The following is a 25,594-nucleotide window of genomic DNA, read 5'->3' as shown; positions in this document are numbered from 1 at the left end:
TCATTATTATCAAAAAAATGAGTCAAAAAACATGTACAAATTAATCATTATTTTAATATAATATATCTAACGTTTAATACTTTTTTATTCGTATTGGTTTACTAATAAAAAGAATAAATAGCTAATTAAACAAAACAATGAGCATCTACCACTACTCTAATATCAAGTCAGTGTAAATGAAATTTATGCAATATTTTTCAAACATCATTTATATTTGCCCAAACGTCTTAAAAGCTTGTCTCATAAAATAATAAGAATACTAGATATTTAGTGACTCAATAAGAGAGATATTATTGATTATTAAATTAATTATCTAATTAAAAGCCCTTCAATCGTAGACAGTAAAAAGCGATACCAGTCAACTTTGAAGGGGTTTTTATTTTGTATTATTTGAAAATAATCTTACTCTTCACCCGAATCTAAATTTATACAAATTGGCAAATCCAGGTATTGCTGCACCAGTAGCGAAACAAACAAAAAAACCAAATTCTCTAAAAAAGAACTTGGTTTTTTCAATACAATTATACTATCGATTATTTATAAATATTTACCCACGTAATTGAGCATTATGTGTTTCTTCTACTGCTTTTAAAACTTTTGAATGAGCTTTAGTTACTTCTTCATCCGTTAATGTGCGTTCTGGATCGAAATATGTTAAAGAGAAGGCAACTGATTTTTTACCAGCTTCCATCTTATCACCTTCGTATAAATCAAAGATTGTAGCATCCTTTAGAAGTCTTCCTCCAGTTGAACGAATTGTAGATAGAATATCACCAGCAAATACTTTCGAATCAACTACTAATGCCATATCTCGGTTCATTGATGGGAAACGAGGAATTGCATTGTACAAAATATCATCAAATTCAGTATTTAATAGCTTTTCAAGAGATAATTGGAATACATATGTTTCTTTAAGATCCCACTCTTTTTGAGTAACAGGATGAACTTGACCGATAAAACCAATTTCTTCACCGTTTAATAATAAACTTGCTGTACGTCCTGGGTGTAATTCTTCTTTCTTAGCAGCAAGATATGTTATTTTATTTGATAAACCTAATTCAGTAAATAAACCGTCTAAAATACCTTTTACAACATAGAAATCCACAGCTTTTTTCTCGCCTTGCCATGCATGTTGCAACCATAAACCAGTTAACGCTCCTGCTAAATATTCTTCTTCATGAGGAAGCTCGTTCTTTTCCTTTGTTAAGAAGACAGAACCAGTTTCGAATAGTTGAACATTTTCTTCTTTACGTGCAACATTATAGGCGATAGCATCTAATAAATGTGGTACTAAACTGAAACGTAACTCACTGCGTTCTTCACTCATAGGTAGCGCTAAACGTACAGGTTCTGCATCTACTGTTTCTAGTGCAAAACGTTTAACTTTATTATTGCTTGTTAGAGAGTAAGTTACAGCTTCATAAAGACCTGCATGCTGTAAATATTGACGAATTTTTCTACGCTTTGCTTGATAAGGTGTTAATTGTCCACGACTAGCAACACCCGTTGGTAAAGTAGCAGGAATATGATCATAGCCATATAGTCTTCCTACTTCTTCAACTAAATCTTCTTCTATTGAAAGATCACCACGACGACTTGGAACAGTAACTGTAAATACTTCACCATCCGCCGTAGCTTCTAATCTTAAGCGACGGAAAATATCTTTTACTGTCTCAGCATCAATTGATGTACCAAGTACGCCATTAATCTTACTTACAGAAACTGATACTTTTTTAGCATCTTCAACTAAATTGTCGACAATTACAGTACCTTCTACAATTGTTCCACCAGCTAGTTCAGCCATTAACTGAGCAGCACGTTCAGAAGCAGGCAACGTACGAGAAGCATCAATACCCTTTTCAAAACGAGCACTTGAATCGCTACGTAATCCTAAGTCTTTTGAAGTCTGGCGAACACTTTGACCTCTGAAAACAGCTGATTCAATTAAAACGTCTACAGTTTCAACATCAACCTCAGTACTTTGACCACCCATTACACCTGCAACTGCTACTGCTTCTTTCTCTGTTGCAATTACTAAATTATGTGGCTGTAATGTGCGCTCTTCACCATCAAGCGTAACGATCTTTTCGTTTTCTTTCGCATGACGAATGATCATTTGATTACTATTTAATTTATTAAAATCGAACGCGTGTAATGGTTGACCATATTCAATTAAAATATAGTTCGTAATATCAACCACATTATTAATCGGACGAATACCAGCACTCATCAAACGAGCTTGCATCCATAATGGTGAAGGACCAATTTTTACACCTTTGACTAATTTAGCACTATAATATGGTGCATCTTCTTTTGATTCAATAGAAACTGAAACATAATCAGCAGTTGTAGCTGATTGAGCGTTAATCGCTGGAAGTTTAACGTCACGATCTAAAATTGCAGCTACTTCATAGGCAACACCAATCATATTTAAGCAATCAGCACGGTTTGGTGTTAATCCAAGTTCTAATACTGCATCATCACGATATAGTACGTCTAATGCATCTGCTCCTACTTCAGCATCACTTGGTAAAACAAAAATGCCATTTGAGAATTCTTTTGCAACTACTTTGCCTTCAATTCCTAGTTCTTGTAGTGAGCAAATCATTCCTTCAGAAACTTCTCCACGTAATTTCGCTTTTTTAATTTTGAAATTCCCCGGTAAAACTGCGCCTACCTTTGCCACGATCACTTTTTGGCCCTTAGCAACATTCGGTGCGCCACAAATAATTTGTACTGGTTGTTCTTCTCCAACATCGACAGTACATTTTGATAATTTATCTGCCTCTGGATGTTGTTCACGTTCCATTACATAACCAACAACAACATTTTTAATTCCTTCTGAAAGATGATTAACACCTTCAACTTCAATACCTGCTTTTGTTATTAATTTTGCAAGCTCGTCTGGTGTAACACCACTTAAATCAACGTATTCTTGTAACCATTTTGTTGATACAAACATGTTTTAGTCCCCTCCTACCTTACATTTGTTGGAATTGTTTTAAGAATCTTATATCGTTCGTATAGAAATGACGAATATCATCAATACCATATTTTAATAATGCAATACGTTCTGGACCCATACCGAAAGCAAATCCTTGAACTTCTTTTGGATTATACCCAGCCATCTCAAGTACGTTAGGATGAACCATACCCGCACCTAAAATTTCAATCCATCCAGTGTGTTTACACATGTTACAGCCTTTTCCTCCACATTTCATACAAGAAATATCCATTTCTACTGAAGGCTCAGTAAATGGGAAGAAGCTTGGACGTAAGCGAATTTCACGCTCTTCACCAAACATTTTTTTCGCAAAAAGTTGTAAAGTACCTTTTAAGTCACTCATTGAAATGTTTTTACCAATTACTAGACCTTCGATTTGCATAAATTGATGAGAATGTGTAGCATCATCGTCATCACGGCGATAAACTTTACCTGGGCAAATTATTTTAATTGGTCCTTTTTCCACATTTGCTTCCATTGTTCTAGCTTGAACAGGTGAAGTATGAGTTCTCATTAATGTTTCTTCAGAAATATAGAATGAATCCTGCATATCACGAGCTGGATGACCTTTTGGTAAATTTAATGCTTCGAAATTATAATAGTCCTTTTCTACTTCTGGACCTTCTGCGATTTCATATCCCATTCCAATAAATAAATCTTCAATTTCTTGAATAACCGCTCTTAATGGATGAGCTCCACCTGCATGAACTGGTCTTCCTGGAAGTGTTACGTCAATTGATTCACTTTCTAATTTTTCATTTATCGCATTTTGTTCTAATACAACTTGCTTTGCTTCAAGTTTTTCTTGGATTGCCGCACGTACTTCATTAGCAACAGCTCCCATTTTTGGGCGTTCTTCAGGAGTTAAATCCTTCATTGCTTTCATTGCCTCAGTAATCGGACCTTTTTTTCCTAGATAGGCAATTCTAATGTCATTTAATGCTTTTAAATCTGTTGCTTCTTCTATTTGCTTAATCGCTTCTGCTTGTAAAGAAACTAAACGCTCTTGCATGAATAATCCTCCTATTCAAATTCATAAATTTAAACATAAAAAAACCTCGCTCCCAAAAAAGGGACGAGGATTGATCGCGGTACCACCCTAATTAACAGTTATTATATTACAGAAACAACTGCTCACTTCATTCATATAACGATCTACTTAGATAGACCGAGTCGCCTTTACATTCAAAAATGGTCCCGGCGCTAGCTCAAGAGGTGAATTCAATTTGGTCTACTATAAAAGTGCTTACAGTCTACGGCACTTTCTCCCTAAATAGAGATTCAAATTTACTATTCTCTGTCAAAGCTTTTTATGTATTAAATTTTCTTAATTAATTATATTGATTTTTTTCAATTAATGCAACTGCTCAACATAATTATTTACTAAATGATTTGAATCATTTTTACTGACCTCGAAAGATCAATTATTTTCCATACCTCAAAGGCTATACATTAGAATCCCTGCTGCAATACCAACGTTTAATGATTCAGCTTTACCATAAATAGGTATATATAGATTTTCATCAGTTAATGAAAGTAATGTTGAATTCACACCTTTACCTTCATTTCCTACAATAATGGCAAAACGATTTGTAACATTTACTTCATTAAACGGTTTTGCATTTTGAAGAGACGTTCCGTAAACAGTTATTCCTTTATCTTTTAAATTAGAAACTGCTTCAACTAAATCACCACGTAATATTGGTAAATGATATAATGATCCTTGGGTCGATCGAATTGTTTTAGCATTATATAGATCACTTGTTCCTGAACCTAAAATAACCCCATCAAAACCAGCAGCATCCGCTGTTCGAATCATTGTTCCAACATTCCCTGGATCTTGAACTTCATCAATTAGTAATAATTTTGACACTTTCTCAAAATCAATTCTTACAAAAGAAAATTCAATAATTGCAAAAACACCTTGAGATGTTTCTGTTTCGCTTAATTCCTTGCTAACCTCTTTAGATATATACGTAATTTCGAATGACCCTGTTGAAAAATTAGAAGGTAAGTCAATATCTTCACTAATTAATAAATGAAGAATCGGTGCATCATGCTTAATTGCCTCCTCGACTAAATGAAAACCTTCTACGATATATTGTTTAGCTTTATCTCTTCCTTTTTTTGTATGTAGCTTTTTCCAAGCCTTAACAGAATTATTTTGTATGGAATCAATTTGTTTCATAAGTTTCCTTTACCTTTCATCGTATCTCATATCGTTTATCATACATAAAATCGTTTCCGTTTACAAATACTACATAAAGCTTAATATGAAAGGAGAATCCAAATGAATTTTAATATTCGCGGAGCAGTTCTTCACAATATTTCAGGTAATAAAAGTGATCAATTAGAAGCAACAATTGTAGATGCTATTCAAAGTGGCGAAGAAAAAGTATTACCAGGTTTAGGTGTACTTCTCGAAGTTTTTTGGAATCACGCTTCAGAAAATCAAAAGCATGAACTACTTACAGTTTTAGAAAATGGAGTAAGTCAGTAAACTAATCTGTTAAAAACATAAAAAGGACTAACTAAAGTTATTAGCTTTTCGTTAGTCCTTTTATTTTGGTTATTTCGTTTTATCTTTTAAATCATCGATTGAATTGATTTTCATATATTCTGGTACGACTAAGCCTAATTTTGTCCCTTTTAAATTTGGTCCAAGATCCACCAATTGTTTTTTGTATTCATTCATATAATCTTTGTGAGTTGTCGGAAGCCAAGCTGCGACCATTGCATCTGCACTTCCATCTGCAATACCTGCAAACATCGGTCCTGCCTCAATTTGTTTTAATGTTACGTCATAGCCTTGGTTTTCAAGTACTTTTCCAATGACATTTGTGCTGGCAACTTCAGATTCCCATGAAACATAAACAAGACTAATTTTTTCACCATTTCCTTTTGAAGCTTCTTTCGTCCAATTATTTACTTGATCTTGATGCTTTTTGATCCATTTCTCTGCTGCTTTATCTGGTTTCATACCATCTTGAATATCACTCATCACTTCTTCCATATCAGATGGTTTCCAAGTAAAGTTATCTAATATACTATACGCACCAGGAATGTCTTCTTTTAATCCTTTTCTCACTACTGTATGAATTGATTCATCCTTACCAAATGACCCTTTTGGATCTTCTAAATACTTTAACTTATATTTCGAAAACATCCAGTGTGGCGTCCATCCTGTAACGATAATGGGTTCTTTATTTTCATATACTTTTTTCAATTCGGCTGTCATAGCAGCAGAAGAACCCTCTTTTAATGTCCAATCCTTTAAGTCGTAATCCTTCATTGCTTTTTCAGTAGCTTTCATTAACCCAGCTCCTGGATCAATTCCGGTAATCTCATAATTAACCCCGGCACCTATTTTATTTGTAACTGTTTTTTGATCCTTGCCACCTGCAAAGGCAACTGAAATGGCCGAAATACAGAAGATTAATACAGTAAATCCATAAACATATTTCTTAGCAACTCTTTTCCCATATGCAGGTTGACGAAGGTTTTGAGAAATTCGATCAAGAATAATTGCAACGATAACTATTGATATTCCTGCCTCGAATCCTTCCCCTACCTTAATCTGCGTTACAGCACGATAAACCTCTGCACCTAATCCTGGAGCACCAACTAGTGATGAAATAACTACCATCGATAATGCAAGCATAATACTTTGATTTATACCAGCTAAAATTGTAGGTGCTGCTAAAGGTAGCTGTACTTTAAATAGTCTTTGCCACGTTGTTGATCCAAAAGCATTAGATGCCTCTATTAAATCACTTGGAACCTCTCGTATACCTAAATTCGTTAATCGGATTGTTGGTGGAATTGCAAAAATGACAGAAGCTAAAATACCAGGAACTACACCAATTCCGAAAAAGAGAATTGCTGGAATTAAATAAACAAATGCTGGCATTGTTTGCATAAAGTCTAGTATTGGTGTAATTACTTGTTTTACTCGATCGTTTTGCGACGTCCAAATCCCTAAAGGAATTCCAATTACAACCGTAATAACAATTGATGATAAGATCAATGCTAACGAATCAACTGTAGCACCCCAAAGTCCAAGATTATCGATTAATAACAAGCCAAGTAACGTAAACAGACCAACTGTCCACCTACTTGTATAAAAAGCAAGTAATGAAATTAATATGATTAGAATAATAGATGGGCCAAGTCCTAAAACTTTAACAAGGTTATTTAAAAGGGTTTCTGTGATGTTGGTTATTGCGCCAAATAGAGGATGGAAAGTTTTAATAATTATATCGACAATTTTATCAATCCATTCTGCTAACGGAATTTTTGGAATACCCATATATTTAACCTCCCTTTATATTTAAATCGTCCGTTTTACCCGCTAATGCACCAATTACTGCTCCACGGATAATGACACCTTTTAATCGTTCATTTTTATCTATAACTGCTAATGGTAGTACAGAAGTTGCCAGTGCTCCAATTACATCAGTTAATAAAGTTTCTTCATAAACAGACACAATTTCTTTCTGCATAGCTTCTTCTACCGATTTATTTTTAATAAGAGCATTTGAAGCATCATCAGCAGTAATTGCTCCAAGTAGCTTTTGTCTGCGATCAACCACAAAAATGCTTGAATATCCTTGGTCTCTCATAACTTGTAAAGCTACACGTGGTCCACGGTCAGGCGTAATTCTTTCAGCACGCTTCTGTACATGAGCCGCCGTTAATACTTTTGATAGGTCTACATCTTCTACAAATCGTTCAACATATTCATTGGCTGGATTTACCATGATCTCCTCAGGTGAACCAATTTGCATTATGTTACCATCTTTCATAAGAGCAATTCTGTCTCCTATTCGCAGGGCCTCATCCAGGTCATGTGTTATAAATATAATCGTTTTTTTCATCGTCTCTTGCAGTTCTAATAATTCGTCCTGCATATCTTTACGAATTAATGGATCGAGCGCGCTAAATGCTTCATCCATTAATAAAATATCCGTGTCACTTGTAAGTGCCCTTGCAAGGCCAACACGTTGTTGCATACCACCACTTAATTGTGATGGGAATTGATGCTCATATCCTTTTAAGCCAACTATTTTTAATGCCTTCAAAGCTTTTTCTGTTCTTTCTTCCTGAGAAATATTTTGTATTTCTAAACCATATTCCGTATTTTCAAGAATTGTCTTGTGTGGGAACAGAGCAAAATTTTGAAAAACCATACTAATTTTTTTTCGACGAACATCTCTTAACTGCTGTGGATTCATTTTTACAATATCCTCATCGTCGATCAAGATTTGACCAGTAGTTGGTTCAATTAATCGATTGAGCATTCGAATCAAAGTAGATTTACCACTACCTGACAGTCCCATTACAACAAAAATTTCACCCGGGAATATTTCAAAGCTTGCATTATTTACCCCGATTGTTGAGTTTGTCTGCTCTAATATTTGCTTTTTTGAATATCCCTTTTCTAGTAACTTTATGGCGTTCTTTGGAGACTTACCGAAAACCTTTGTTACGTTGTTGACTTTAACTTTTGCTTTCATTAACTCACCTCAAAACTTAATATTTATTTTGCTTTTCCATATTTTAAATAAGGTGTCTCCCTATAAAAAAAATCAGCCAAGTACTAATTAAGTCTTGGCTCCTTAGGAAACTCCATTTACAAAATTGGAGTCTAAATTTTATTTATTAGCTTTAAAAAATTACGTAAGAAACCATTTTTCAAACTCTATTTCCGAGTATCCTTATTCGAAAAGCGTGCATTTATGATAACAATAAGATGTGACAAAACTATTTCAAACTAGTTATAGGAATAATACAATTTGTTTCAGTTCGATAACGTTGAAGACGGAAAAAATGGGAAAATTAGGTTTGGTAGGTAAGTAGAATTAGCAAAAACGCCTTAATAAATGAGGTTTTTTCGGAGATATGGAATCATGATCATGTAAAAAAGCAAGTTGGTGAAATTTAGTTACTCTTATTTAGTTACTCATAAGGGCTTCATGAGTTACTATGACTGCTAAATCTTATAATTTAGAATGGTATCTATAAATAGTAGATGTTGCAATTCATATAGGCTTGGTTGACTATTAAAAAAAATCCCTCAATAAATGAGGGATTGATTCTTGTTAGTTATATGTTAAACGCTCTACTGTATCGCGATCTAATCGTTTGATTACTTCTACGATTAATTTAACTGTATTTTCATAATCATCACGATGAAGGATACCAGAGTGAGAATGAATATATCTCGTTGGAATTGTGATTGCTAATGCTGGAACACCTTTCATAGTAATATGCATTGAACCAGCGTCAGTTCCTCCGCCAGGCATGGACTCATATTGATATGGAATTCCAATTTCATCTGCTACATTTACTACAAATTCTCGTAAATCTTTATGAGACACCATTGATGCATCATATAAAACGATTTGCGGGCCTTTGCCTAATTTACCTTGTGCTTCTCTTTCAGATACACCTGGCATGTCACCTGCAACACCAACATCTAATGCAAAACCGATATCTGGTTCGATTTTATATGTAGATGTTTTTGCACCACGAAGTCCTACTTCTTCTTGAACTGTACCAACTCCAAATACAATATTTGGATGTGCTTGGCCTTGTAATTGTTCTAAAACGTCAATTGCAATAGCACAACCGATACGATTATCCCATGCCTTTGCTAATAATAATTTTTCATTTTTCATCGTTTGGAATTCAAAATATGGAACAACCTGGTCTCCAGGACGAACCCCAAATTCTAATGCCTCTTCTTTACTTGAAGCACCGATATCAATAAACATATCCTTAATGTCTACTACTTTTCTTCTTGCTTCTGCACTCATAATATGAGGCGGTTTCGAACCAATAATACCTGTAATATTACCTTCTTTTGTTGAAATGGTAACACGCTGAGCAAGCATTACTTGGGACCACCAGCCACCAATTGTTTGAAAACGTAAAAATCCTTTGTCATCAATTTGTGTAACCATAAATCCAACTTCATCAAGATGTCCAGCAACTTCAATTCTTGGACCATTTGGGTCTCCGGTTTTAACTGCTATTAAGCTTCCTAAATTATCAGTTACAACCTCATCAGCAAGTGGTGTAATATATTTTCTCATTACTTCACGTGGTTCATGTTCAAATCCAGCTACGCCGTTTGCATCCGTTAGTTCTTTTAACATTTGTAACTTTGCATCTAAAGTAGACAAACTCATCCATCCTTTTTTAAATTAAGATTATGTACATATAACATTATACAATTTGGGATTCCTTTTGACAAAATTTTTAGATAGTTCTTCAGCCCTCGTATTAAAACATATAAATATTATATTAATTTTCTCCAAATTATTTGTGGGGTATAATAATGAGGCTTATAAATTATTACTAGTTTTTTAAATTAACCAACTGGAGATTAATATGATAACAACTTCCGCTTTATATAAAGAAGCATTTTCCTTTATATCACAATGCTATAAGGAACTCGATAAATCAGATCAAATAGAAAAACGATTAAAAAGTATCGAAGCCGAGATTCGAGATACTGGTTTTTACACTCATACGTATGAGGAATTAGAGCACGGTGCGAAAATGGCGTGGCGCAATAGTAACCGCTGTATCGGTAGACTATTTTGGGATAAGCTTCATGTTTTAGATGCTCGCCATATTAACGATGATAAAAGTATAGAGCACGAACTATTGCATCATATAAGCTATGCTACAAATTCAGGTAAGATTCTACCTACAATTACAATTTTCAAACCAAATCTAGGAGCAAATAATACTCTTAAAATCCATAATCACCAGCTGATTCGATATGCTGGCTACGAAACAGAAAATGGAATAATTGGAGACCCAAAGTCGATCGAGTTTACAAAAGAATGTGAGAGTCTTGGTTGGAAAGGAAATGGTACTAACTTCGACATTTTGCCCATTGTTTATTCATTAGACAGTCATGAACCAAACTATTTTACGATCCCAACTGAAATCGTACTCGAAGTACCTATTGAACATCCGGAATACGATTTTTCCCCTCTAAATACTAAATGGTACGCTGTTCCGATGATATCAGATATGACTCTAGAGATTGGTGGTATATCTTATCGTGCTGCCCCATTTAATGGATGGTATATGGGAACTGAAATTGGTGCTCGAAATTTAGCTGATGAATTTCGTTTTAATCTTTTGCCTAAAGTAGCCAAAATTATCGGCCAAGATACGAAAAGAAACAGTACACTTTGGAAAGATCGTGCACTAGTTGAATTAAATATTGCCGTTTTATATTCATATAAAAAAAATGGTGTTAGTATTGTTGATCATCATTCTGCCGCACAGCAATTTCTTCAATTTGAAAAACAAGAAGAATCATGTGGCCGTGAGTTAACAGGTAATTGGAAGTGGTTAATTCCGCCTATGTCGCCTGCTACAACTCATGTATTTCATAAACGATACGATGATACAATCGTTAAGCCAAATTTCTTTCCAAGCTAATCATTCTAGGTATAACCTTAATGAACTGACACATTTGTAGTTAATTCATTAAGGTTTTTTCTATTATTTGATACAATATTAAGTATCAACATAATGTTCTAAAAATTAGTAAAGGAGTAATTCAATGATTTTATTTCAAAATGACAATATTACAGTATTTCAAAGTGCATTATTTCAAACTAACTCAACCGTTGTAGCGACCGACGATTGTATCATTATTGTGGATCCAACTTGGTTACCTCATGAAATAAATGAGATAAAGGAATTTGTTGAATCAATTAAAAATGAACGACCAATTTATTTATACTTTACACATGGAGATTTTGATCACATTATAGGTTATTATGCATTTCCTAACGCTAAGACTATTGGAAGCGAAAATTTACATAACCATCCTGAAAAAGATATTAAACTATCAAAAATCCGTCAATTTTACAATGACAATTATATTAATCATGCCAGACCAATACAATTTCCAAAAATTGATTTAATGATTAGTGAAGATGGCCAAGAAATTAAAATTGGACAGACAACATTAAGATTTTATCATTCTCCTGGGCATACGAAAGATGGTTTATTCCTTTATATTGAAAATTTAGGAATATGGGTTACAGGGGATTATTTATCTGATTTTGAACTTCCGATTGTATTTGATAGTGTAAAAAGCTATTACAATACTTTAGATAAGGCAGAAGAACTAATTAATAAGTTTGAATTATCCTTGTTAGTTCCAGGTCACGGTCAAGTTTCATCAAATAAAGAAGAGATTATTACTCGAATTGAGCTAGGAAGAAGTTACTTAAAAAGACTTCAAAAAGCTGTAAAGAATAAAAATGAGGCAGAAATAAATTCATTAGAAAAAGAGTTTTCATTTCCTTCTAGTTTCACAAAATATTGTCATGAATCAAACGTTAATAACATGAAAAAAGAATTTAGTTTCGTTTAAGAATCTATTCAAATAAAGAAAACTTGCCGATTGGCAAGCCTTAAGGCGAAGACAGAGGTTTAGTTGCACTTATACTTTATTCCTAAAATTGGATACCACGTCGAATTAACTTCCTCGTTGCCAATTTATACTTTAAAGTGAAAAAAAATCCTTAACAAATGTTAAGGATTTTTTAAACGAATTATTTTAAGTTAGCTTTTGCAGCGTTTGCTAATTCAGCAAATGCTTTTTCGTCAGCAACAGCTAGGTCAGCTAACATTTTACGGTTAACTTCGATACCTGCTAATTTTAATCCGTGCATTAATCGGCTGTAAGAAAGTCCGTTCATACGAGCAGCCGCGTTGATACGAGTGATCCATAATTTACGGAAATCACGTTTCTTTTGACGACGGTCACGGTAAGCATACATTAATGATTTCATAACTTGTTGGTTTGCAACTTTGAATAATGTATGTTTAGAACCGTAATAACCTTTTGCTAATTTAATAACCTTTTTACGACGAGCGCGTGTAACTGTACCGCCTTTAACTCTTGGCATATTGTTTCCCTCCTAGATATCTATCTAATACGTTTATCGTTCTTATTTCATGTTTGTAAGCATAAAGCGGATACGTTTGAAATCGCCTTTGCTTACTAATGAAGCTTTACGTAATTTACGTTTTGCTTTTGTAGATTTGTTAGCGAATAAGTGGCTTGTGTATGCACGACCACGTTTTAATTTACCAGATCCAGTCTTTTTAAAACGTTTTGCTGAACCACGGTGAGTTTTCATTTTAGGCATATCGTGTTTCCTCCTCAAATAAATTACTTTTCGTTTTTAGGTGCTAAGACTAAGAACATACTACGACCGTCCATTTTTGGATGTGACTCAACAGTTGCAACTTCTGCACAAGCAGTTGAGAAACGATCAAGTACTCGTTGTCCAATTTCCTTATGCGTAATAGCGCGTCCTTTGAAGCGAATAGACGCTTTAACTTTATCGCCTTTTTCTAAGAACTTAATTGCATTACGAAGCTTTGTGTTAAAGTCATGTTCATCAATTGTAGGACTTAAACGAACTTCTTTCATGCTAATAATTTTTTGGTTTTTACGGCTCTCTTTGTCTTTCTTTTGTTGCTCGAAACGGAATTTTCCGTAGTCCATAATTCGACATACAGGTGGTTTTGCCGTTGGTGCTACCATCACTAAATCAAGATTAACATTCGAAGCTAACTCTAGAGCCTCTTGTTTTGTCTTGATTCCAAGTTGATCTCCGTTAGGACCAATTAATCGAACTTCACGAGCACGAATTCCATCGTTTACCATCATGTCTTTGCTAATAGTAAAACACCTCCAAGGTATTGTAAGAATGACCTTAATTTGTATCGTTGAAGCAATCATAACCCAACAAAAAAGTGTGGGTATATAAATACACCCACACTGACAGTATCAAAGTAATTAATGATTCTGTTACCTGATAACAGCTTCAAGCGTCATCCAGGTGAGAAGCGGGTGCTTCTTCTTCAACAAATAAGTATTCTTTTCTTTCGTTACTATAACATAGCGACATGATGTTGTCAATATTCGTATGCTTTGTTCGCAACGAAATTTATTATATCAAAGAAACTTATTTATGACAATGCTTTTTTAAATTATAAATTTTCATTTCAATTTTTCCTGTGAAAACTCTTGTAATGTATGTAATAGGACTCGTTCTTGAAAGATATTTTGAAGTGTAATGATTAATGAAATATCGACTGATGAAGTGTATAAATGAATTCTTTTAGGTGCAATTGCCGTTAATGGCAAAATTAATTCGTTATCAATATACTCTCTATTTTCCACTTGTTTGCCATATTCTTTTAATACATCTTTAGTAAGTGGTAAAAAAAGATGATCATATACGCTAAATTTCCCATCAAATACAATATGCACATGTGGAATAACCGCATCCGTTTTAAGTACCTGCTGTCTAAGACTCTCAATAAGATTCTGGTATTCGTTTTCTAATTTGTATTCATCTATTGCAATTTCACAAACATAGGCTAACTGCTTATAATATTCCTTCAAACGAAATGTAATAAATGAATCGAAGCTAAAATTTACTCCATCTTTTAAATACTCAGAAATTGCATATGAAACTAAATTCTTACTTCTACGAATTTTTTTCTGGTTTGGTATGCTTCTTCTAGTTCCTCTTAATAATGATTGTGCGATCGGTATGATTTGACTTTGCTCGTCTTCCTCATAGAAAAAAGATGTATGTAAAATGGATTGAATCCACTTATCTTCTTTTTGAAGTAAAATAAATTGTACTAGTGTCGGAACTAAAATACTTTTTATTAAATCTTCAGTGTTTTGAGGAAATGTGATTAAAATTGTATTGATTTTGTGTCTTCTTAAAATGTATGGTCTCGATTGCTTTTTTAAGCGTTTTTGTAATCGTTCGTAGACATAAGCTGCGTCAATGGGTTCATTGAAAAAAATTTCAATCACCCTGTTCCCCCCTTTCTAGCACCACCTAGTCCTATATATATTAAAGAAATAATTAAAAAATGACGCAAAATCACTTAGTAATTTGTGATTTCACGCCATTTTTTGATTTTTTTATGAATGTCTTAAATTTGAACCAGAAATTTTAACTGGTTTGGCTAAAAACTTAACACGATCTACAATACGTGCTGCTTTAACCCTTTCTTCTTCTCCACGTTGGGAATATGTCAAGTGATGCTCTAATTGACTTAAATCAGCATTAGATGTAAAGAAGGTAGGCAATTTTTCTAGCATGCGGTATTGCAGAATTGTACCTAATATTTCATCTCTTGCCCAACTAGACATTTGCTCTGCACCAATATCATCTAACATAAGAACTTCCACTTTTTTTACAACTTCAATTTTCTCCTCTAATGTACCATCACTAATAGAGCTTTTTAGTTCGCGTAAAAATTCTGGTAAATAAACGAGCATTGAAGTTATTTCTTCCTCTGCTAGTTCATTTGCTATAGCCCCAAGTATAAACGTTTTTCCAACCCCAAATGGACCATGTAAATATAAACCTTGAGCCATTTTTCCTTTTTCATAATTCATAATAAACTGTCTAGCAGCAGAAATTGCTTCAAAACGGCCAGGGTCTTCTAAAGACAAATTTGACATAGAAGCTTGAAGAACATCCTTTGGTAAGTACATGCATTTTATCAATGACTCATGTTTTTTGCGTTTATCATTTTTGACACCATTTGGACAACGATCATATTGAACATCAATTCGTTTTCCTTGAATAATCAAATGAGGATGATAACCATGCACCATATTTTTACACTCATTAAAAGATGGGCAATCTTCACAATTTACACTTTGTCCAATATACTCATATAGCTTAACTAAGCTACTATCAATCATTTGATCCGTAATTTCATTTTTATGCTCAGCTAAAAATGAAATAATTTTTGGGTGACTACGGACTTCTTGTCGCATTTTTTGAAATGTGTCCTGGAATTGTTTATTTTTCATTAATGCACTAAATGCGTTTTGAATAGGTTCCATTAGCGTCCTCCCATTTAACGTTTCTTTTTATTTTTAAACATTTCTAGTTCTTTTTCTAATCGTTTTCGTTCTTCATCTATCGAAGAATTATTTTGATTATTGATTGTTGCCGGTGCAGTCTGTGAATCTTTTGACTCACTCGATTGAAGCCAGTCAGGTACAATCTCAGTTCGAATTGTTTTATTTCGTCTATTACTTGTGCGAGTTTTTGCAGCAGTTGCACTCTGTTTAGTTTCTTCAAACTCTTTACGGGCAAGGTCCATAGCCTGTTTAACTGTTGTTACACCTTTTCTCGCCCAATGACTTGCTATCTTAATTACGTAATTTCTAGAAAGTTTTTTATCTAAACGAATCATTACATAGTCAATTAACACATTTGCGACTCCAGGTAGAAGCTTTTGATCAATCATAATCTCTTCGATAATTTTCAAATCAGCTTCACTTGGTTCAGCACCACCCGATATCTCCTTAAGGTACCTGCGAGGAGAAATTGTTTCGAAGCAATGAATTAATTTTTCTTCTTGAGTTGATGGCTGCTCATTGATCATTTGTCTATGCTGAATGGGTTGAACCTTTTCCACAATCGTAGGCAGAGCTTCATGATGTTGGAATTGATACCAGTCTCTTGCTTCAAGTCGAAGCGTCTCAATATTGATTTTATTATCTTCATTTAATGAGCGCATAACAATCGTTTTCATTTGAATTGGATTTATTCCATATAAAAATGCAAGTTTTAAAATTGTTTCTTTTACTTCTGTAGTAAATGCTCTTTTTGGAACAAACGAATCTGACAATCCATCTAAAAATAAAGCATAGTCAAACTCTTCCATTTTGACAGATAGTTTAATTGGCTGATTGTCTTGTAAAATTCTACGATCATTTGACGTAGAAAGATCATTACTTTGTTGAATTTCATTTAATTGCTCAACTGTAATTGCTTGGAATACCGAATCAAATGAACGTGAAATCTCACGAAACCCTTCTTTCGAAAATGCCTGTCTACTAAAAAAGGTTTTAGTTCGTTGATATTGTGTTTTTCCAATTGTTTTAAACAGAAAGATATTTAGGATAGGGTCTTCGAAAAAAGAATGAGGATCTAGCGGAGATTGAAGCTCATATAGAAGCTTTTTTGTACTATTTTCAAATCCTTCATAAACTTTAAGTAAGCCGATTCCTTCAAGGATTAATCTTTGTTCATAAATTGATTTTAAATTACTTTTCATTCCAAGCATTAAAGAATGATGTGTTAACGTATTAGGATTAAGGTCCGTTTGTTCACATTCACTCCAAAGCGTCATATATAAACTTAAAGCTTGACTACCAATTATAGGTTGATACAACATCGTCAATACTTGCCTGTGAAAATTATGTAAATACCCAGCTGCCATTACAGTATAAGGATCCGCAGGTAGAACATCCATCCAGTGTTGCTTATCAATAGACATTCAAACATTCCTTTCTTGTATCAAAAGAGCGAAGTATTATTCGTCTTTACCTCGCTCTTTGTTAATTAAATCTTTTAATTCATCAATGAATACATTGATATCTTTAAATTGACGATAAACTGACGCAAATCGTACGTATGCAACTTCATCCACTTTAGATAAATGCTCCATGACCATTTCACCTAGAACTTCACTCGGAACTTCTGATGTGCCACTATTTTTCAGTTCTTTTTCAATGCTATGAATAATATCTTCTAGCTGAGATAAAGAGACAGGGCGTTTTTCACACGCTTTAATCAGTCCCCTTAACATCTTATCTTTACTAAATTCTTCACGAGCTCCCTCTTTTTTTACAACTAAAATTGGATTATCTTCAACTCGCTCAAAAGTTGTAAAACGATGCTGACATTCTTCACATTCACGTCTTCTTCTAATTGAACGACCTTCATCTACTGGCCTACTATCAAGTACTCTTGTCCCATTGAAGTTACACGTTGGACATCTCATCGTTATAGTTCACTCCAAACACTTAATTGTTTAAACGTATTATTATAACTCTATACTATAACAAATTCAAAATAAACTAAAGTTTATTTCACGCTGTTGAAAAACTACCTTGTCAATTAATTATCAAATTTTCGTAAAAGGAGTAGAGTGATGTTGATTTCCATTACAGGATGCTCGCTTTCCATGGGGCGAGACCTGAGCCTCCTCGGCAAGCCTGCGGGGTCTCAGCCTTCCCGCTAATCCCATAGGAGTCGAGCATCCCTCCATTCCAATCAACTTATTCATCAAAAAATGTCTGAGATAAACCCTAATCAAATAGCCTTTACTTAGATTAATCTAACTTTAATCAGATTGTAGATCAATTAATATAGAACAGTTATTAAACTAAACAATCGAATTTGTTTTCCTAAAAATAGCCCATAATATTTTTAACTTCTAAAAAAATCACTACTAGTATTATAGGAAATAAAATCGCTCAAACACATTTACATTTAAAATCATTAAAAAATCATTCAAAAAATGCTAAATTCATCATTATTAAATGTTCATTTAAAGTCCGTTTTCCCTATTGACGTCTTTATATTTCAACACTCTGAAATAAACTAAAGTTTATTTCTTAAAAGTCACAAAGCCTATTTTTCATGCTCAACGAAATTTCATTAATTTATGTTAATGGAAATATTTTTCACTATGTAATGCTAGTTCATTCTCCAGAAGGCTATTAAAAGCTAGATTGTTTAGATAATCTAATCCGCTAACCTTGAAGAAGTATTAAACTAATCTATTTTTCAGGTATGATAATTTAGCCAAAACAAAAAAGAGAGATGAAAAATCACCTCTCTCAATTCTTTTTAGTTACCATTTACAACTTTTACATTATCAACTTGAATGGGACCCATTCCTCTTGGTAACTCAACGTTTTCGCGAGTATCAGCTTCTAAAGCTTCAGCGATAAAGTTTGCAGCTACATTCGGATCAATTCTATCACCGCAAGTGTAAACATCGATGCTTGCATAACCATGCTCAGGAAAACTGTGAATAGTTAAGTGTGATTCTGAAATGATTACGACACCACTAACGCCATGAGGAGCGAACTTGTGAAAAGCAACTTCACGAACTTCTGCACCAGAGCGTAACGCAGCATCAACAAAAGTCTCCTCAATAAATTTCATATCATTTAATTTTTCTGTATTGCATCCCCATAATTCTGAAATGACGTGACGACCCATAGTATCCATATTCATTTCCCCCTTAAAATAATTTGTCATGACTTCTATTGCGAAAGTATGATCAACTACCACGGGGGAAAGTTAGTCCAAAGAGGTCCTAACCCTTTAAGTAATTAGTTATACTTTTAGAAGTTCACGAAAGTTAGTATACTTTTTTTAAATTTGAATTGCAAGATAAATTTTATTTTTTTGTTATTTACCCAATTAATTGTGAAGAAAATATGTCTGGAAGTGCGATAAATGCATGTTTAACAAGGAAACAAAGGTACAGGTTTTTTAGGGAATATATGGTTATATATGTATTGTAAAGTGCGACTTCTTTATTGGATATTAAGTCACATATTAGACCTCAGTATAGTCATAAAATCACATTTCTCCTTAATGTGTTATACAACTTCAAAAAGACTAACCAGATAAACTAGTTAGTCTTTTGTATTCGTTTACAATTTTTTATAAGTACAATATTTTAATGATTAAACAGTTTCAAGCTTTTTTATTTTAGATGCAACGATTGACACTAAGTCAACTACACGTCTTGAGTAGCCCCACTCATTATCATACCAAGCTAATACTTTAACTTTTGTACCGTCGATTACCATTGTAGAAAGAGAATCAATAATTGCAGAGTGTGTATTTGTATTAAAATCGATGGATACTAATGGTTCGTTACAATATTCGATAATTCCATGCATTGAACCTTTAGAAGCCGTTTCAAATACTTCATTAATTTCTTCTACAGTTACTTCTCTCTTTAAGTCAACAACTAGGTCAACAAGTGATACGTTTGGAGTTGGAACACGTAAAGCCATACCATGTAACTTGCCATTTAAATGTGGAAGTACTTTAGATAATGCTTTTGCTGCACCTGTAGTTGTTGGAATAATTGATTGACTGCAAGCACGAGCACGACGTAAATCTTTATGTGGATTATCAATATTTTTTTGATCATTTGTAAATGAATGAACAGTTGTCATTAATCCATTAACAATACCAAATTGCTCATCTAATACTTTTACAACTGGCGCTAAACAGTTAGTTGTACAAGATGCGTTTGAAATAATATGATGATTTTCTAGGTCTAATTTGTCATCATTTACGCCAATTACTACTGTGATATCTTCATTTTTACCAGGTGCTGTTAAAATTACTTTTTGAGCTCCAGCAGTAATGTGCATTTTTGCTTTTTCAGCATCATTAAATTTTCCTGTTGCTTCAATTACTATATCAACATTAAGCTCGTTCCATGGAAGTAACTCTGGATTTCTTTCACTAATTAATTCCACACGCTTACCATCAACGATTAAATGATCTGCATTTGCAATTACTTCACCATCAAACTTGCCATGAACTGTATCATATTTAATTAAGTGCGCTAAAGTTTCAGAAGGATAACTTGCATTAATTGCAACGATATTATAATCTCCATTATTTATCGCTTGACGGAAAACCATGCGTCCAATTCGACCAAATCCATTTATTGCTACATTTACCATAAGTAAACCCCCAATTAAGTTATACTGTTTATTATCTCCCTGCAATTAGTATAACACATAAGTTGGATTTTGGTTAAACTATTTACATTATTTTATGAAATAATTTTATTTAATAGGTCTTTAACTTGTCTTTTTGTATCCTCAAAGTCACCATTGTTATTAATTACGTAATCAGCTCGTGCTGCTTTTTCTTTAACTGGTATTTGAGATGCAATACGTAAAAGTGCATCCTCTTTCGATAAACCATTACGATTCATCAAACGCTTTAGTTGATTTTCTTCCGAAACTGTCACTACAATTACTTTTTCCACCAATTCAATTGAGTTACCCTCATATAAAAGAGGAATATCTAATATAACAAGTGGTTCACCTTGTTTTATGTATCGATCAGCTTGTTCTTTCATTTCGCGTCTTACTTCTGGATGGACTATTTCATTAAGTTGTAAGCGCTTTTCTTCATTATTAAAAATAATACTTCCGAGAAATGGTCGATTAATTTCACCAGAATCTAAAAGAATCTCACTTCCGAAAGCCTCAACAATTTTTTTATATGCAGGTTGTCCAATTTCAACCACTTCTTTTGCAATTACGTCTGCATCAACAATTGGTACATTTAATTCCTTTAAGAAATTGGAAACTGTACTTTTTCCACTTGCAATGCTACCAGTTAGGCCAAAAATTTTACCCATCTTTTCTTCTCCTTACTATAAATAAAGAGGACCAAATGGAATAAATCCATTCGGATACACTCTTTCATTATTTTTATTACATCTTCATTAATCCAATTAATATTAAAAAAACACCTGGTAAAAAAGTTAACTTTTGAAGCCACAATGTTTTCGATAACACATTTCCTAATTTCATACCAAATAATAGGAATAAAGCACTTGCAGTAGATGTTACGATTGCCGTCAATAGTGGTGAAAATCCAAGTAGTGATGCACCTATACCAGCCCCAAAGGCATCAAGTGAAAGTGCAAACCCAAGTAACATCGCTTCCAATCCATTAATACTACCTGAGCGATCTATGTCTGCAGTTGTAGGCTTCTTTAAAATTTTTACGACAACACCTAGAATTTCAAATTCCCAGTCAATCCCTTTATCTTCTATCTCATTCTTTTCTTCTATAGTTGATCCTTTATTTGATCGGTAAAATTGAAAAAGTACCCATAATCCTATACATACAAGTACAAATCCTCCGATTCTTTTTGCTACTATTGGTGAAAAAAAGTCTGTTATTGCATGCCCAATCCCCATGGATGTCATTAATATGATCCCTGAACAAGATGCAATTGTAATGATTGATTTTAAAGGAATTTTTACTTTTCGAAGTCCATAAGTAAATCCAACACTGCAACTATCTAAGCTTAGTGCGCATGCTAGTAGTATTAATGATAGCATATTAACCATAAAAATAGGCCCCTCTCTTCCGTACTCTTGATATAGTATGAAAGAGAGGTACCTTATGTTAATTTTTTTTAGGCTGACAGACTGGGCAAAAAGAAGTACCTCTGCCGCCAACTTTTATTTTTTCTATTGGTTGGCCGCAATTATGACACTCTAAACCCTTTCTGCCATATACTTTTATGATATCTTGAAAAGTTCCTATTTGACCTTGTGAATTTACATAAGAACGAATTGTGCTTCCACCTAAATCCACAGCTTCTTGTAAAGTTGCTGTAATGGATTCGGCAAGTATTTTTATTTGTTTAGGCTTTAATGATGATGCAGGTGTTTCCGGATGAATCTTAGCCTTAAACAAAACCTCATCGACATAAATATTGCCTAAACCGACTACTAACTCCTGATCTAATAAAACGATTTTAATTTTTCGGTTTGTACTTTCTAGCTTTTTTCTTAAATAATCCGCGGTAAATTCATCGGAAAATGGCTCTGGACCCAATTTAGCAAGTGGTGGTCCCTCATTCTCCTCACCTTTATTAAATAAATGCATTGTGCCAAATTTACGAACATCTTGATACCGAAGTTCTGTTCCATCTTCAAATAGGAATCGAACATGAGTATGAGATGCTACGGGTTCATCCGCTGGGAACACACGAAATTTCCCTTCCATTCTTAAATGCGAAACAAGTGTAAAATCACTTAGTTGAAAAAGTAGAAACTTACCTCGACGATTTATATTTTCTATTGTTTGACCTTTTAGTAAAATTTGAAACTCATCTACTTCATTAGGTTTCTTTATTATTTTTCCCCACGAAACGATTACTGTTGAGATTGTTTTCCCAACTATTAAATCCAGTAAAGTTCGTCTGACCGTTTCAACTTCTGGTAATTCAGGCATACAAAGTCATCCTATCTATTTATTTTGCTTCAAACCAAGAATCTCCAAAATTATAATCAACTTTTAATGGCACTACTAGCTCGACTGCGTGTTCCATTACTTCTGGTACAATTTTTTCTAAAATTACTAATTCTTCTTTTGGAGCTTCTAATATTAATTCATCATGTACTTGTAAAATTAATTTTGCCTGAAGTTTTTCTACTTTAAGACGCTCATCTAATAAAATCATAGCCTTCTTTATAATATCTGCTGCACTACCTTGTATTGGCGTATTCATCGCTGTTCTTTCAGCAAATCCACGAACATTAAAGTTTGAGCTTGAAATTTCAGGAATATAACGACGTCTATTTAAAATAGTACTTACAAATCCTTCTAGTTTAGCCTTTTGAACAATATCTGACATATAATCTTTTACTTTTGGAAAACTAGCAAAGTACTTTTCAATAAATATAGACGCTTCTTTTCTTGTAATTCCTAACCCTTGTGATAATCCATAATCACTAATTCCATAGACAATCCCAAAGTTAACAGCTTTTGCTTGTCTTCTCATATTACTTGTTACCTCATCAGCACTAACATGGAAAACATCCATTGCAGTCTTTGTATGAACATCAAAGTCATTTTTGAATGCATCCATTAAATTATCGTCTTGTGCTATATGAGCTAATACCCTTAATTCAATTTGAGAATAATCAGCAGCAAAGATCAGCCAGTCTTTTTTAGATGCGACAAAAGCTTTTCTAATTTTTCTACCTTCTTCTAAACGAATAGGAATGTTTTGCAGGTTAGGATCAATTGAACTTAAGCGACCAGTTTGTGCTAATACTTGATTAAATCGTGTATGAACCTTAGAATCTGATTCATTTATCACTTTTAATAAACCTTCTACATAAGTAGAATTTAATTTCCCAACTTGACGATAGTGGAGAATTAATCGAATGATTTCATGTTCTGCCTCTAATTTTTCAAGTACATCAGCAGAAGTCGAATAACCAGTTTTTGTTTTTTTACCAGATGGTAAATTTAACTTTTCAAATAATATAACACCTAATTGCTTTGGTGAATTAATATTGAATTTTTCACCAGCTAACTCATAAATAGACTCTTCAAGCTCTTTTAACGTATTAGCTAGTTCTGAACCCATCGTACGAAGAGTCTCTTCTCTAACTGTTACCCCTTCAAATTCCATATCACCTAAAATAAAAGTTAATGGTAATTCTAATTCGGTTAGTAGTTCAAATTGACTGTTTTTTCGTAATGATTCTTCTAATGTTTCTTTTAATTTACTAATAGCAATTGTTTTCCGAACAATAAATTCTGATAAAACTTCATCTGATGGCTTAGTTTGCTTTGCACCCTTACCATAAATCGTTTCTGCAGTTTGAATTGAAAAATCTATTCTACTATTTACAATATCAGCAAATTCTTTATTAGACTGGGCCGGGTCATATATATATGAAGCAAGTAACGGATCGAAATTAACACCATTTAAATTAATTCCTCTCCACTTTAGTGCAACATAAGCACCTTTTGCATCATATACATTTTTATAAACACGCTCATCCTCAAGCCATTTTTTAAATAAATCCGACTCTAACCCTACAGCTGTTGGAATAAAGAAATGACCTTTTTCATTTGAAAGACCAAATCCTTGAATTTCTTCTGTATGATAATTTTCTCCGATCATTTCAACGATTAAGCTTGAATGATTCGCTAGATGTTTCTCTTCAATTGAATCTAGTACTTCATAGTTAATCTCTTCTAGATCTTTAATCGATTCTTTGATGTCCAATTTAGCTAATAATGATGTAAATCCAAGAGATTTAAAAAATTCCGCAACTTTATTCGTATCGGCTTCAGGAAGCGTTGTGTCATTTAAAGTTAATTCAATTGGTGAGTTTTTATTAATTGTCGCTAATTGCTTACTCATTAAGGCTTGTTCTTTATTTTCACTTAAATTTTGAAGTAGCTTAGCTCCACTTACTTCCTCTATATTTTCATACAGACCTTCTACTGTTTGAAATTGTTTTAAAAGTTTAATTGCAGTCTTTTCCCCAATACCTGGTACACCTGGAATATTATCAGATTTATCACCCATTAATCCTTTCATATCAATAATTTGATCAGGTGTAATCTCATACTTTTCATGAATCGCTGCAGGAGTATATTCTTCAACTTCAGTAATACCTTTTTTAGTCATACTTACTGTAATACGGTCATCAACTAGTTGTAATAAATCTCGATCACCTGAGATAACCTTTACTTCATATTCATCTTTAGAAGCTTGACCTGCAAGTGTACCAATTATGTCATCCGCTTCATAATTCTCTAATTCATAACGTGCAATTCCGTATGTATCTAATAGCTGACGAACAAGTGGAAACTGTTCACTTAACTCTGGTGGAGTCTTTTGTCTTCCACCTTTATATTCTTTAAAGGTACTATGTCTAAATGTTGTTTTCCCTGCATCAAATGCAACAAGCATATGGGTTGGTTTCTCATCTTCAAGAATCTTCATTAACATCATTGTAAACCCATAAATTGCATTTGTATGTACACCTTTATCATTACTCAAAAGAGGCAATGCAAAGAAAGCTCTATAGGCAATACTATTCCCATCAATTAAAACCAATTTCTTCTTCAAAATAGATCCCCTTCCTATTACAATTCTCACTATCTT

Annotated in this window: 22 protein-coding genes and 2 other annotated features; of the genes, 3 read left to right on the top strand and 19 right to left on the bottom strand. The window is 33.5% G+C overall.

What is annotated here, in order from left to right:
• Positions 1-547 precede the first annotated feature (547 nt).
• From pheT to MY490_RS04700, 3 genes are all read right to left on the bottom strand, one after another.
• Positions 548-2,962, bottom strand: a complete 2,415-nt coding sequence (gene pheT, locus MY490_RS04710) for a phenylalanine--tRNA ligase subunit beta (RefSeq protein WP_248268197.1) — start codon at positions 2,960-2,962, stop codon at positions 548-550.
• A gap of 19 nt (positions 2,963-2,981) precedes the next feature.
• Entirely contained in the window at positions 2,982-4,016 is a 1,035-nt protein-coding gene (pheS, locus tag MY490_RS04705; protein WP_248268196.1) for a phenylalanine--tRNA ligase subunit alpha, read from the bottom strand.
• Positions 4,017-4,072: 56 nt separating this feature from the next.
• Positions 4,073-4,317, bottom strand: a binding site (T-box leader).
• A gap of 125 nt (positions 4,318-4,442) precedes the next feature.
• The gene (locus MY490_RS04700) at positions 4,443-5,192 is read right to left on the bottom strand and encodes a TrmH family RNA methyltransferase (RefSeq protein WP_248268195.1); all 750 of its coding nucleotides are present in this window, start codon (positions 5,190-5,192) and stop codon (positions 4,443-4,445) included.
• 102 nt (positions 5,193-5,294) lie between these two features.
• Between MY490_RS04700 and sspI the strand changes: the two genes are divergently transcribed.
• Complete coding sequence (gene sspI, locus MY490_RS04695; RefSeq protein ID WP_025568436.1) at positions 5,295-5,504, top strand: small acid-soluble spore protein SspI; 210 nt, start codon at positions 5,295-5,297, stop codon at positions 5,502-5,504.
• A gap of 69 nt (positions 5,505-5,573) precedes the next feature.
• On the opposite strand, the gene MY490_RS22060 is transcribed toward sspI, so the two are convergent.
• The 3 genes from MY490_RS22060 to MY490_RS04675 form a co-directional block, all read right to left on the bottom strand.
• Entirely contained in the window at positions 5,574-7,313 is a 1,740-nt protein-coding gene (locus tag MY490_RS22060) for a glycine betaine ABC transporter substrate-binding protein (protein WP_282439839.1), read from the bottom strand.
• A 4-nt stretch (positions 7,314-7,317) separates the two neighbouring features.
• Entirely contained in the window at positions 7,318-8,520 is a 1,203-nt protein-coding gene (locus tag MY490_RS04680) for a quaternary amine ABC transporter ATP-binding protein (RefSeq protein WP_248268194.1), read from the bottom strand.
• A 585-nt stretch (positions 8,521-9,105) separates the two neighbouring features.
• Positions 9,106-10,197: a M42 family metallopeptidase gene (locus MY490_RS04675; RefSeq protein WP_419179332.1), complete on the bottom strand. Its 1,092-nt coding sequence runs from the start codon at positions 10,195-10,197 to the stop codon at positions 9,106-9,108.
• Between the two features lie 202 nt (positions 10,198-10,399).
• Between MY490_RS04675 and MY490_RS04670 the strand changes: the two genes are divergently transcribed.
• Positions 10,400-11,470, top strand: coding sequence for a nitric oxide synthase oxygenase (locus MY490_RS04670; RefSeq protein ID WP_248268193.1), 1,071 nt, complete (start codon positions 10,400-10,402; stop codon positions 11,468-11,470).
• 124 nt (positions 11,471-11,594) lie between these two features.
• Positions 11,595-12,416 carry an MBL fold metallo-hydrolase gene (locus MY490_RS04665; protein WP_248268192.1) on the top strand — a complete coding sequence of 274 codons (822 nt, stop codon included), beginning with the start codon at positions 11,595-11,597 and terminating at the stop codon, positions 12,414-12,416.
• A gap of 181 nt (positions 12,417-12,597) precedes the next feature.
• Here MY490_RS04665 and rplT read toward each other — a convergent pair whose 3' ends face one another.
• The 13 genes from rplT to polA all read right to left on the bottom strand — a co-directional run bounded on the left by rplT (position 12,598) and on the right by polA (position 25,561).
• Positions 12,598-12,954, bottom strand: a complete 357-nt coding sequence (gene rplT, locus MY490_RS04660; RefSeq protein ID WP_025568430.1) for a 50S ribosomal protein L20 — start codon at positions 12,952-12,954, stop codon at positions 12,598-12,600.
• A gap of 42 nt (positions 12,955-12,996) precedes the next feature.
• Complete coding sequence (rpmI, locus tag MY490_RS04655) at positions 12,997-13,197, bottom strand: 50S ribosomal protein L35 (RefSeq protein ID WP_025568429.1); 201 nt, start codon at positions 13,195-13,197, stop codon at positions 12,997-12,999.
• Between the two features lie 23 nt (positions 13,198-13,220).
• Positions 13,221-13,724, bottom strand: coding sequence for a translation initiation factor IF-3 (gene infC, locus MY490_RS04650; RefSeq protein WP_069034593.1), 504 nt, complete (start codon positions 13,722-13,724; stop codon positions 13,221-13,223).
• Positions 13,725-13,798: 74 nt separating this feature from the next.
• Positions 13,799-13,925 (bottom strand) — a sequence feature (ribosomal protein L20 leader region).
• 132 nt (positions 13,926-14,057) lie between these two features.
• Entirely contained in the window at positions 14,058-14,891 is an 834-nt protein-coding gene (ytxC, locus tag MY490_RS04645) for a sporulation protein YtxC (RefSeq protein ID WP_248268191.1), read from the bottom strand.
• Between the two features lie 111 nt (positions 14,892-15,002).
• Entirely contained in the window at positions 15,003-15,938 is a 936-nt protein-coding gene (dnaI, locus tag MY490_RS04640; protein ID WP_248268190.1) for a primosomal protein DnaI, read from the bottom strand.
• Positions 15,939-15,952: 14 nt separating this feature from the next.
• A complete protein-coding gene (locus MY490_RS04635) occupies positions 15,953-17,383 on the bottom strand; it encodes a replication initiation and membrane attachment family protein (protein ID WP_248268189.1) in 1,431 nt (476 codons plus the stop codon).
• Positions 17,384-17,419: 36 nt separating this feature from the next.
• A complete protein-coding gene (nrdR, locus tag MY490_RS04630; RefSeq protein WP_025568424.1) occupies positions 17,420-17,890 on the bottom strand; it encodes a transcriptional regulator NrdR in 471 nt (156 codons plus the stop codon).
• Between the two features lie 851 nt (positions 17,891-18,741).
• Entirely contained in the window at positions 18,742-19,128 is a 387-nt protein-coding gene (gene speD, locus MY490_RS04625; RefSeq protein WP_088013420.1) for an adenosylmethionine decarboxylase, read from the bottom strand.
• A 464-nt stretch (positions 19,129-19,592) separates the two neighbouring features.
• Positions 19,593-20,612, bottom strand: a complete 1,020-nt coding sequence (locus tag MY490_RS04620; RefSeq protein WP_248268188.1) for a glyceraldehyde-3-phosphate dehydrogenase — start codon at positions 20,610-20,612, stop codon at positions 19,593-19,595.
• Between the two features lie 92 nt (positions 20,613-20,704).
• Entirely contained in the window at positions 20,705-21,301 is a 597-nt protein-coding gene (gene coaE, locus MY490_RS04615; RefSeq protein WP_248268187.1) for a dephospho-CoA kinase, read from the bottom strand.
• 76 nt (positions 21,302-21,377) lie between these two features.
• Positions 21,378-22,022 (bottom strand): sporulation membrane protein YtaF, encoded by a 645-nt coding sequence (gene ytaF / locus MY490_RS04610; RefSeq protein WP_248268186.1) that lies wholly within the window; start codon positions 22,020-22,022, stop codon positions 21,378-21,380.
• A 58-nt stretch (positions 22,023-22,080) separates the two neighbouring features.
• Positions 22,081-22,914, bottom strand: coding sequence for a DNA-formamidopyrimidine glycosylase (gene mutM / locus MY490_RS04605; RefSeq protein WP_248268185.1), 834 nt, complete (start codon positions 22,912-22,914; stop codon positions 22,081-22,083).
• A gap of 19 nt (positions 22,915-22,933) precedes the next feature.
• Positions 22,934-25,561: a DNA polymerase I gene (polA, locus tag MY490_RS04600; protein WP_248269322.1), complete on the bottom strand. Its 2,628-nt coding sequence runs from the start codon at positions 25,559-25,561 to the stop codon at positions 22,934-22,936.
• Positions 25,562-25,594 lie beyond the last annotated feature (33 nt).

The sequence above is a fragment of the Gottfriedia acidiceleris genome (assembly GCF_023115465.1).
Classification (GTDB): domain Bacteria; phylum Bacillota; class Bacilli; order Bacillales; family Bacillaceae_G; genus Gottfriedia; species Gottfriedia acidiceleris_B.
This window is presented reverse-complemented; position numbering and strand designations above follow the sequence as displayed.

Bases quoted from the DNA above. Each gene is read 5' to 3' on its own strand.
- MY490_RS04700 (WP_248268195.1), bottom strand. From the start codon at position 5,192: ATGAAACAAATTGATTCCATACAAAATAATTCTGTTAAGGCTTGGAAA.
- mutM (WP_248268185.1), bottom strand. From the start codon at position 22,914: ATGCCTGAATTACCAGAAGTTGAAACGGTCAGACGAACTTTACTGGAT.
- MY490_RS04620 (WP_248268188.1), bottom strand. From the start codon at position 20,612: ATGGTAAATGTAGCAATAAATGGATTTGGTCGAATTGGACGCATGGTT.
- ytaF (WP_248268186.1), bottom strand. From the start codon at position 22,022: ATGGTTAATATGCTATCATTAATACTACTAGCATGCGCACTAAGCTTA.
- MY490_RS04680 (WP_248268194.1), bottom strand. From the start codon at position 8,520: ATGAAAGCAAAAGTTAAAGTCAACAACGTAACAAAGGTTTTCGGTAAG.
- infC (WP_069034593.1), bottom strand. From the start codon at position 13,724: ATGATGGTAAACGATGGAATTCGTGCTCGTGAAGTTCGATTAATTGGT.
- MY490_RS04665 (WP_248268192.1), top strand. From the start codon at position 11,595: ATGATTTTATTTCAAAATGACAATATTACAGTATTTCAAAGTGCATTA.
- pheT (WP_248268197.1), bottom strand. From the start codon at position 2,962: ATGTTTGTATCAACAAAATGGTTACAAGAATACGTTGATTTAAGTGGT.
- MY490_RS22060 (WP_282439839.1), bottom strand. From the start codon at position 7,313: ATGGGTATTCCAAAAATTCCGTTAGCAGAATGGATTGATAAAATTGTC.
- MY490_RS04675 (WP_419179332.1), bottom strand. From the start codon at position 10,197: ATGAGTTTGTCTACTTTAGATGCAAAGTTACAAATGTTAAAAGAACTA.
- nrdR (WP_025568424.1), bottom strand. From the start codon at position 17,890: ATGAGATGTCCAACGTGTAACTTCAATGGGACAAGAGTACTTGATAGT.
- pheS (WP_248268196.1), bottom strand. From the start codon at position 4,016: ATGCAAGAGCGTTTAGTTTCTTTACAAGCAGAAGCGATTAAGCAAATA.
- MY490_RS04670 (WP_248268193.1), top strand. From the start codon at position 10,400: ATGATAACAACTTCCGCTTTATATAAAGAAGCATTTTCCTTTATATCA.
- dnaI (WP_248268190.1), bottom strand. From the start codon at position 15,938: ATGGAACCTATTCAAAACGCATTTAGTGCATTAATGAAAAATAAACAA.
- coaE (WP_248268187.1), bottom strand. From the start codon at position 21,301: ATGGGTAAAATTTTTGGCCTAACTGGTAGCATTGCAAGTGGAAAAAGT.
- MY490_RS04635 (WP_248268189.1), bottom strand. From the start codon at position 17,383: ATGTCTATTGATAAGCAACACTGGATGGATGTTCTACCTGCGGATCCT.
- sspI (WP_025568436.1), top strand. From the start codon at position 5,295: ATGAATTTTAATATTCGCGGAGCAGTTCTTCACAATATTTCAGGTAAT.
- rpmI (WP_025568429.1), bottom strand. From the start codon at position 13,197: ATGCCTAAAATGAAAACTCACCGTGGTTCAGCAAAACGTTTTAAAAAG.
- rplT (WP_025568430.1), bottom strand. From the start codon at position 12,954: ATGCCAAGAGTTAAAGGCGGTACAGTTACACGCGCTCGTCGTAAAAAG.
- speD (WP_088013420.1), bottom strand. From the start codon at position 19,128: ATGGATACTATGGGTCGTCACGTCATTTCAGAATTATGGGGATGCAAT.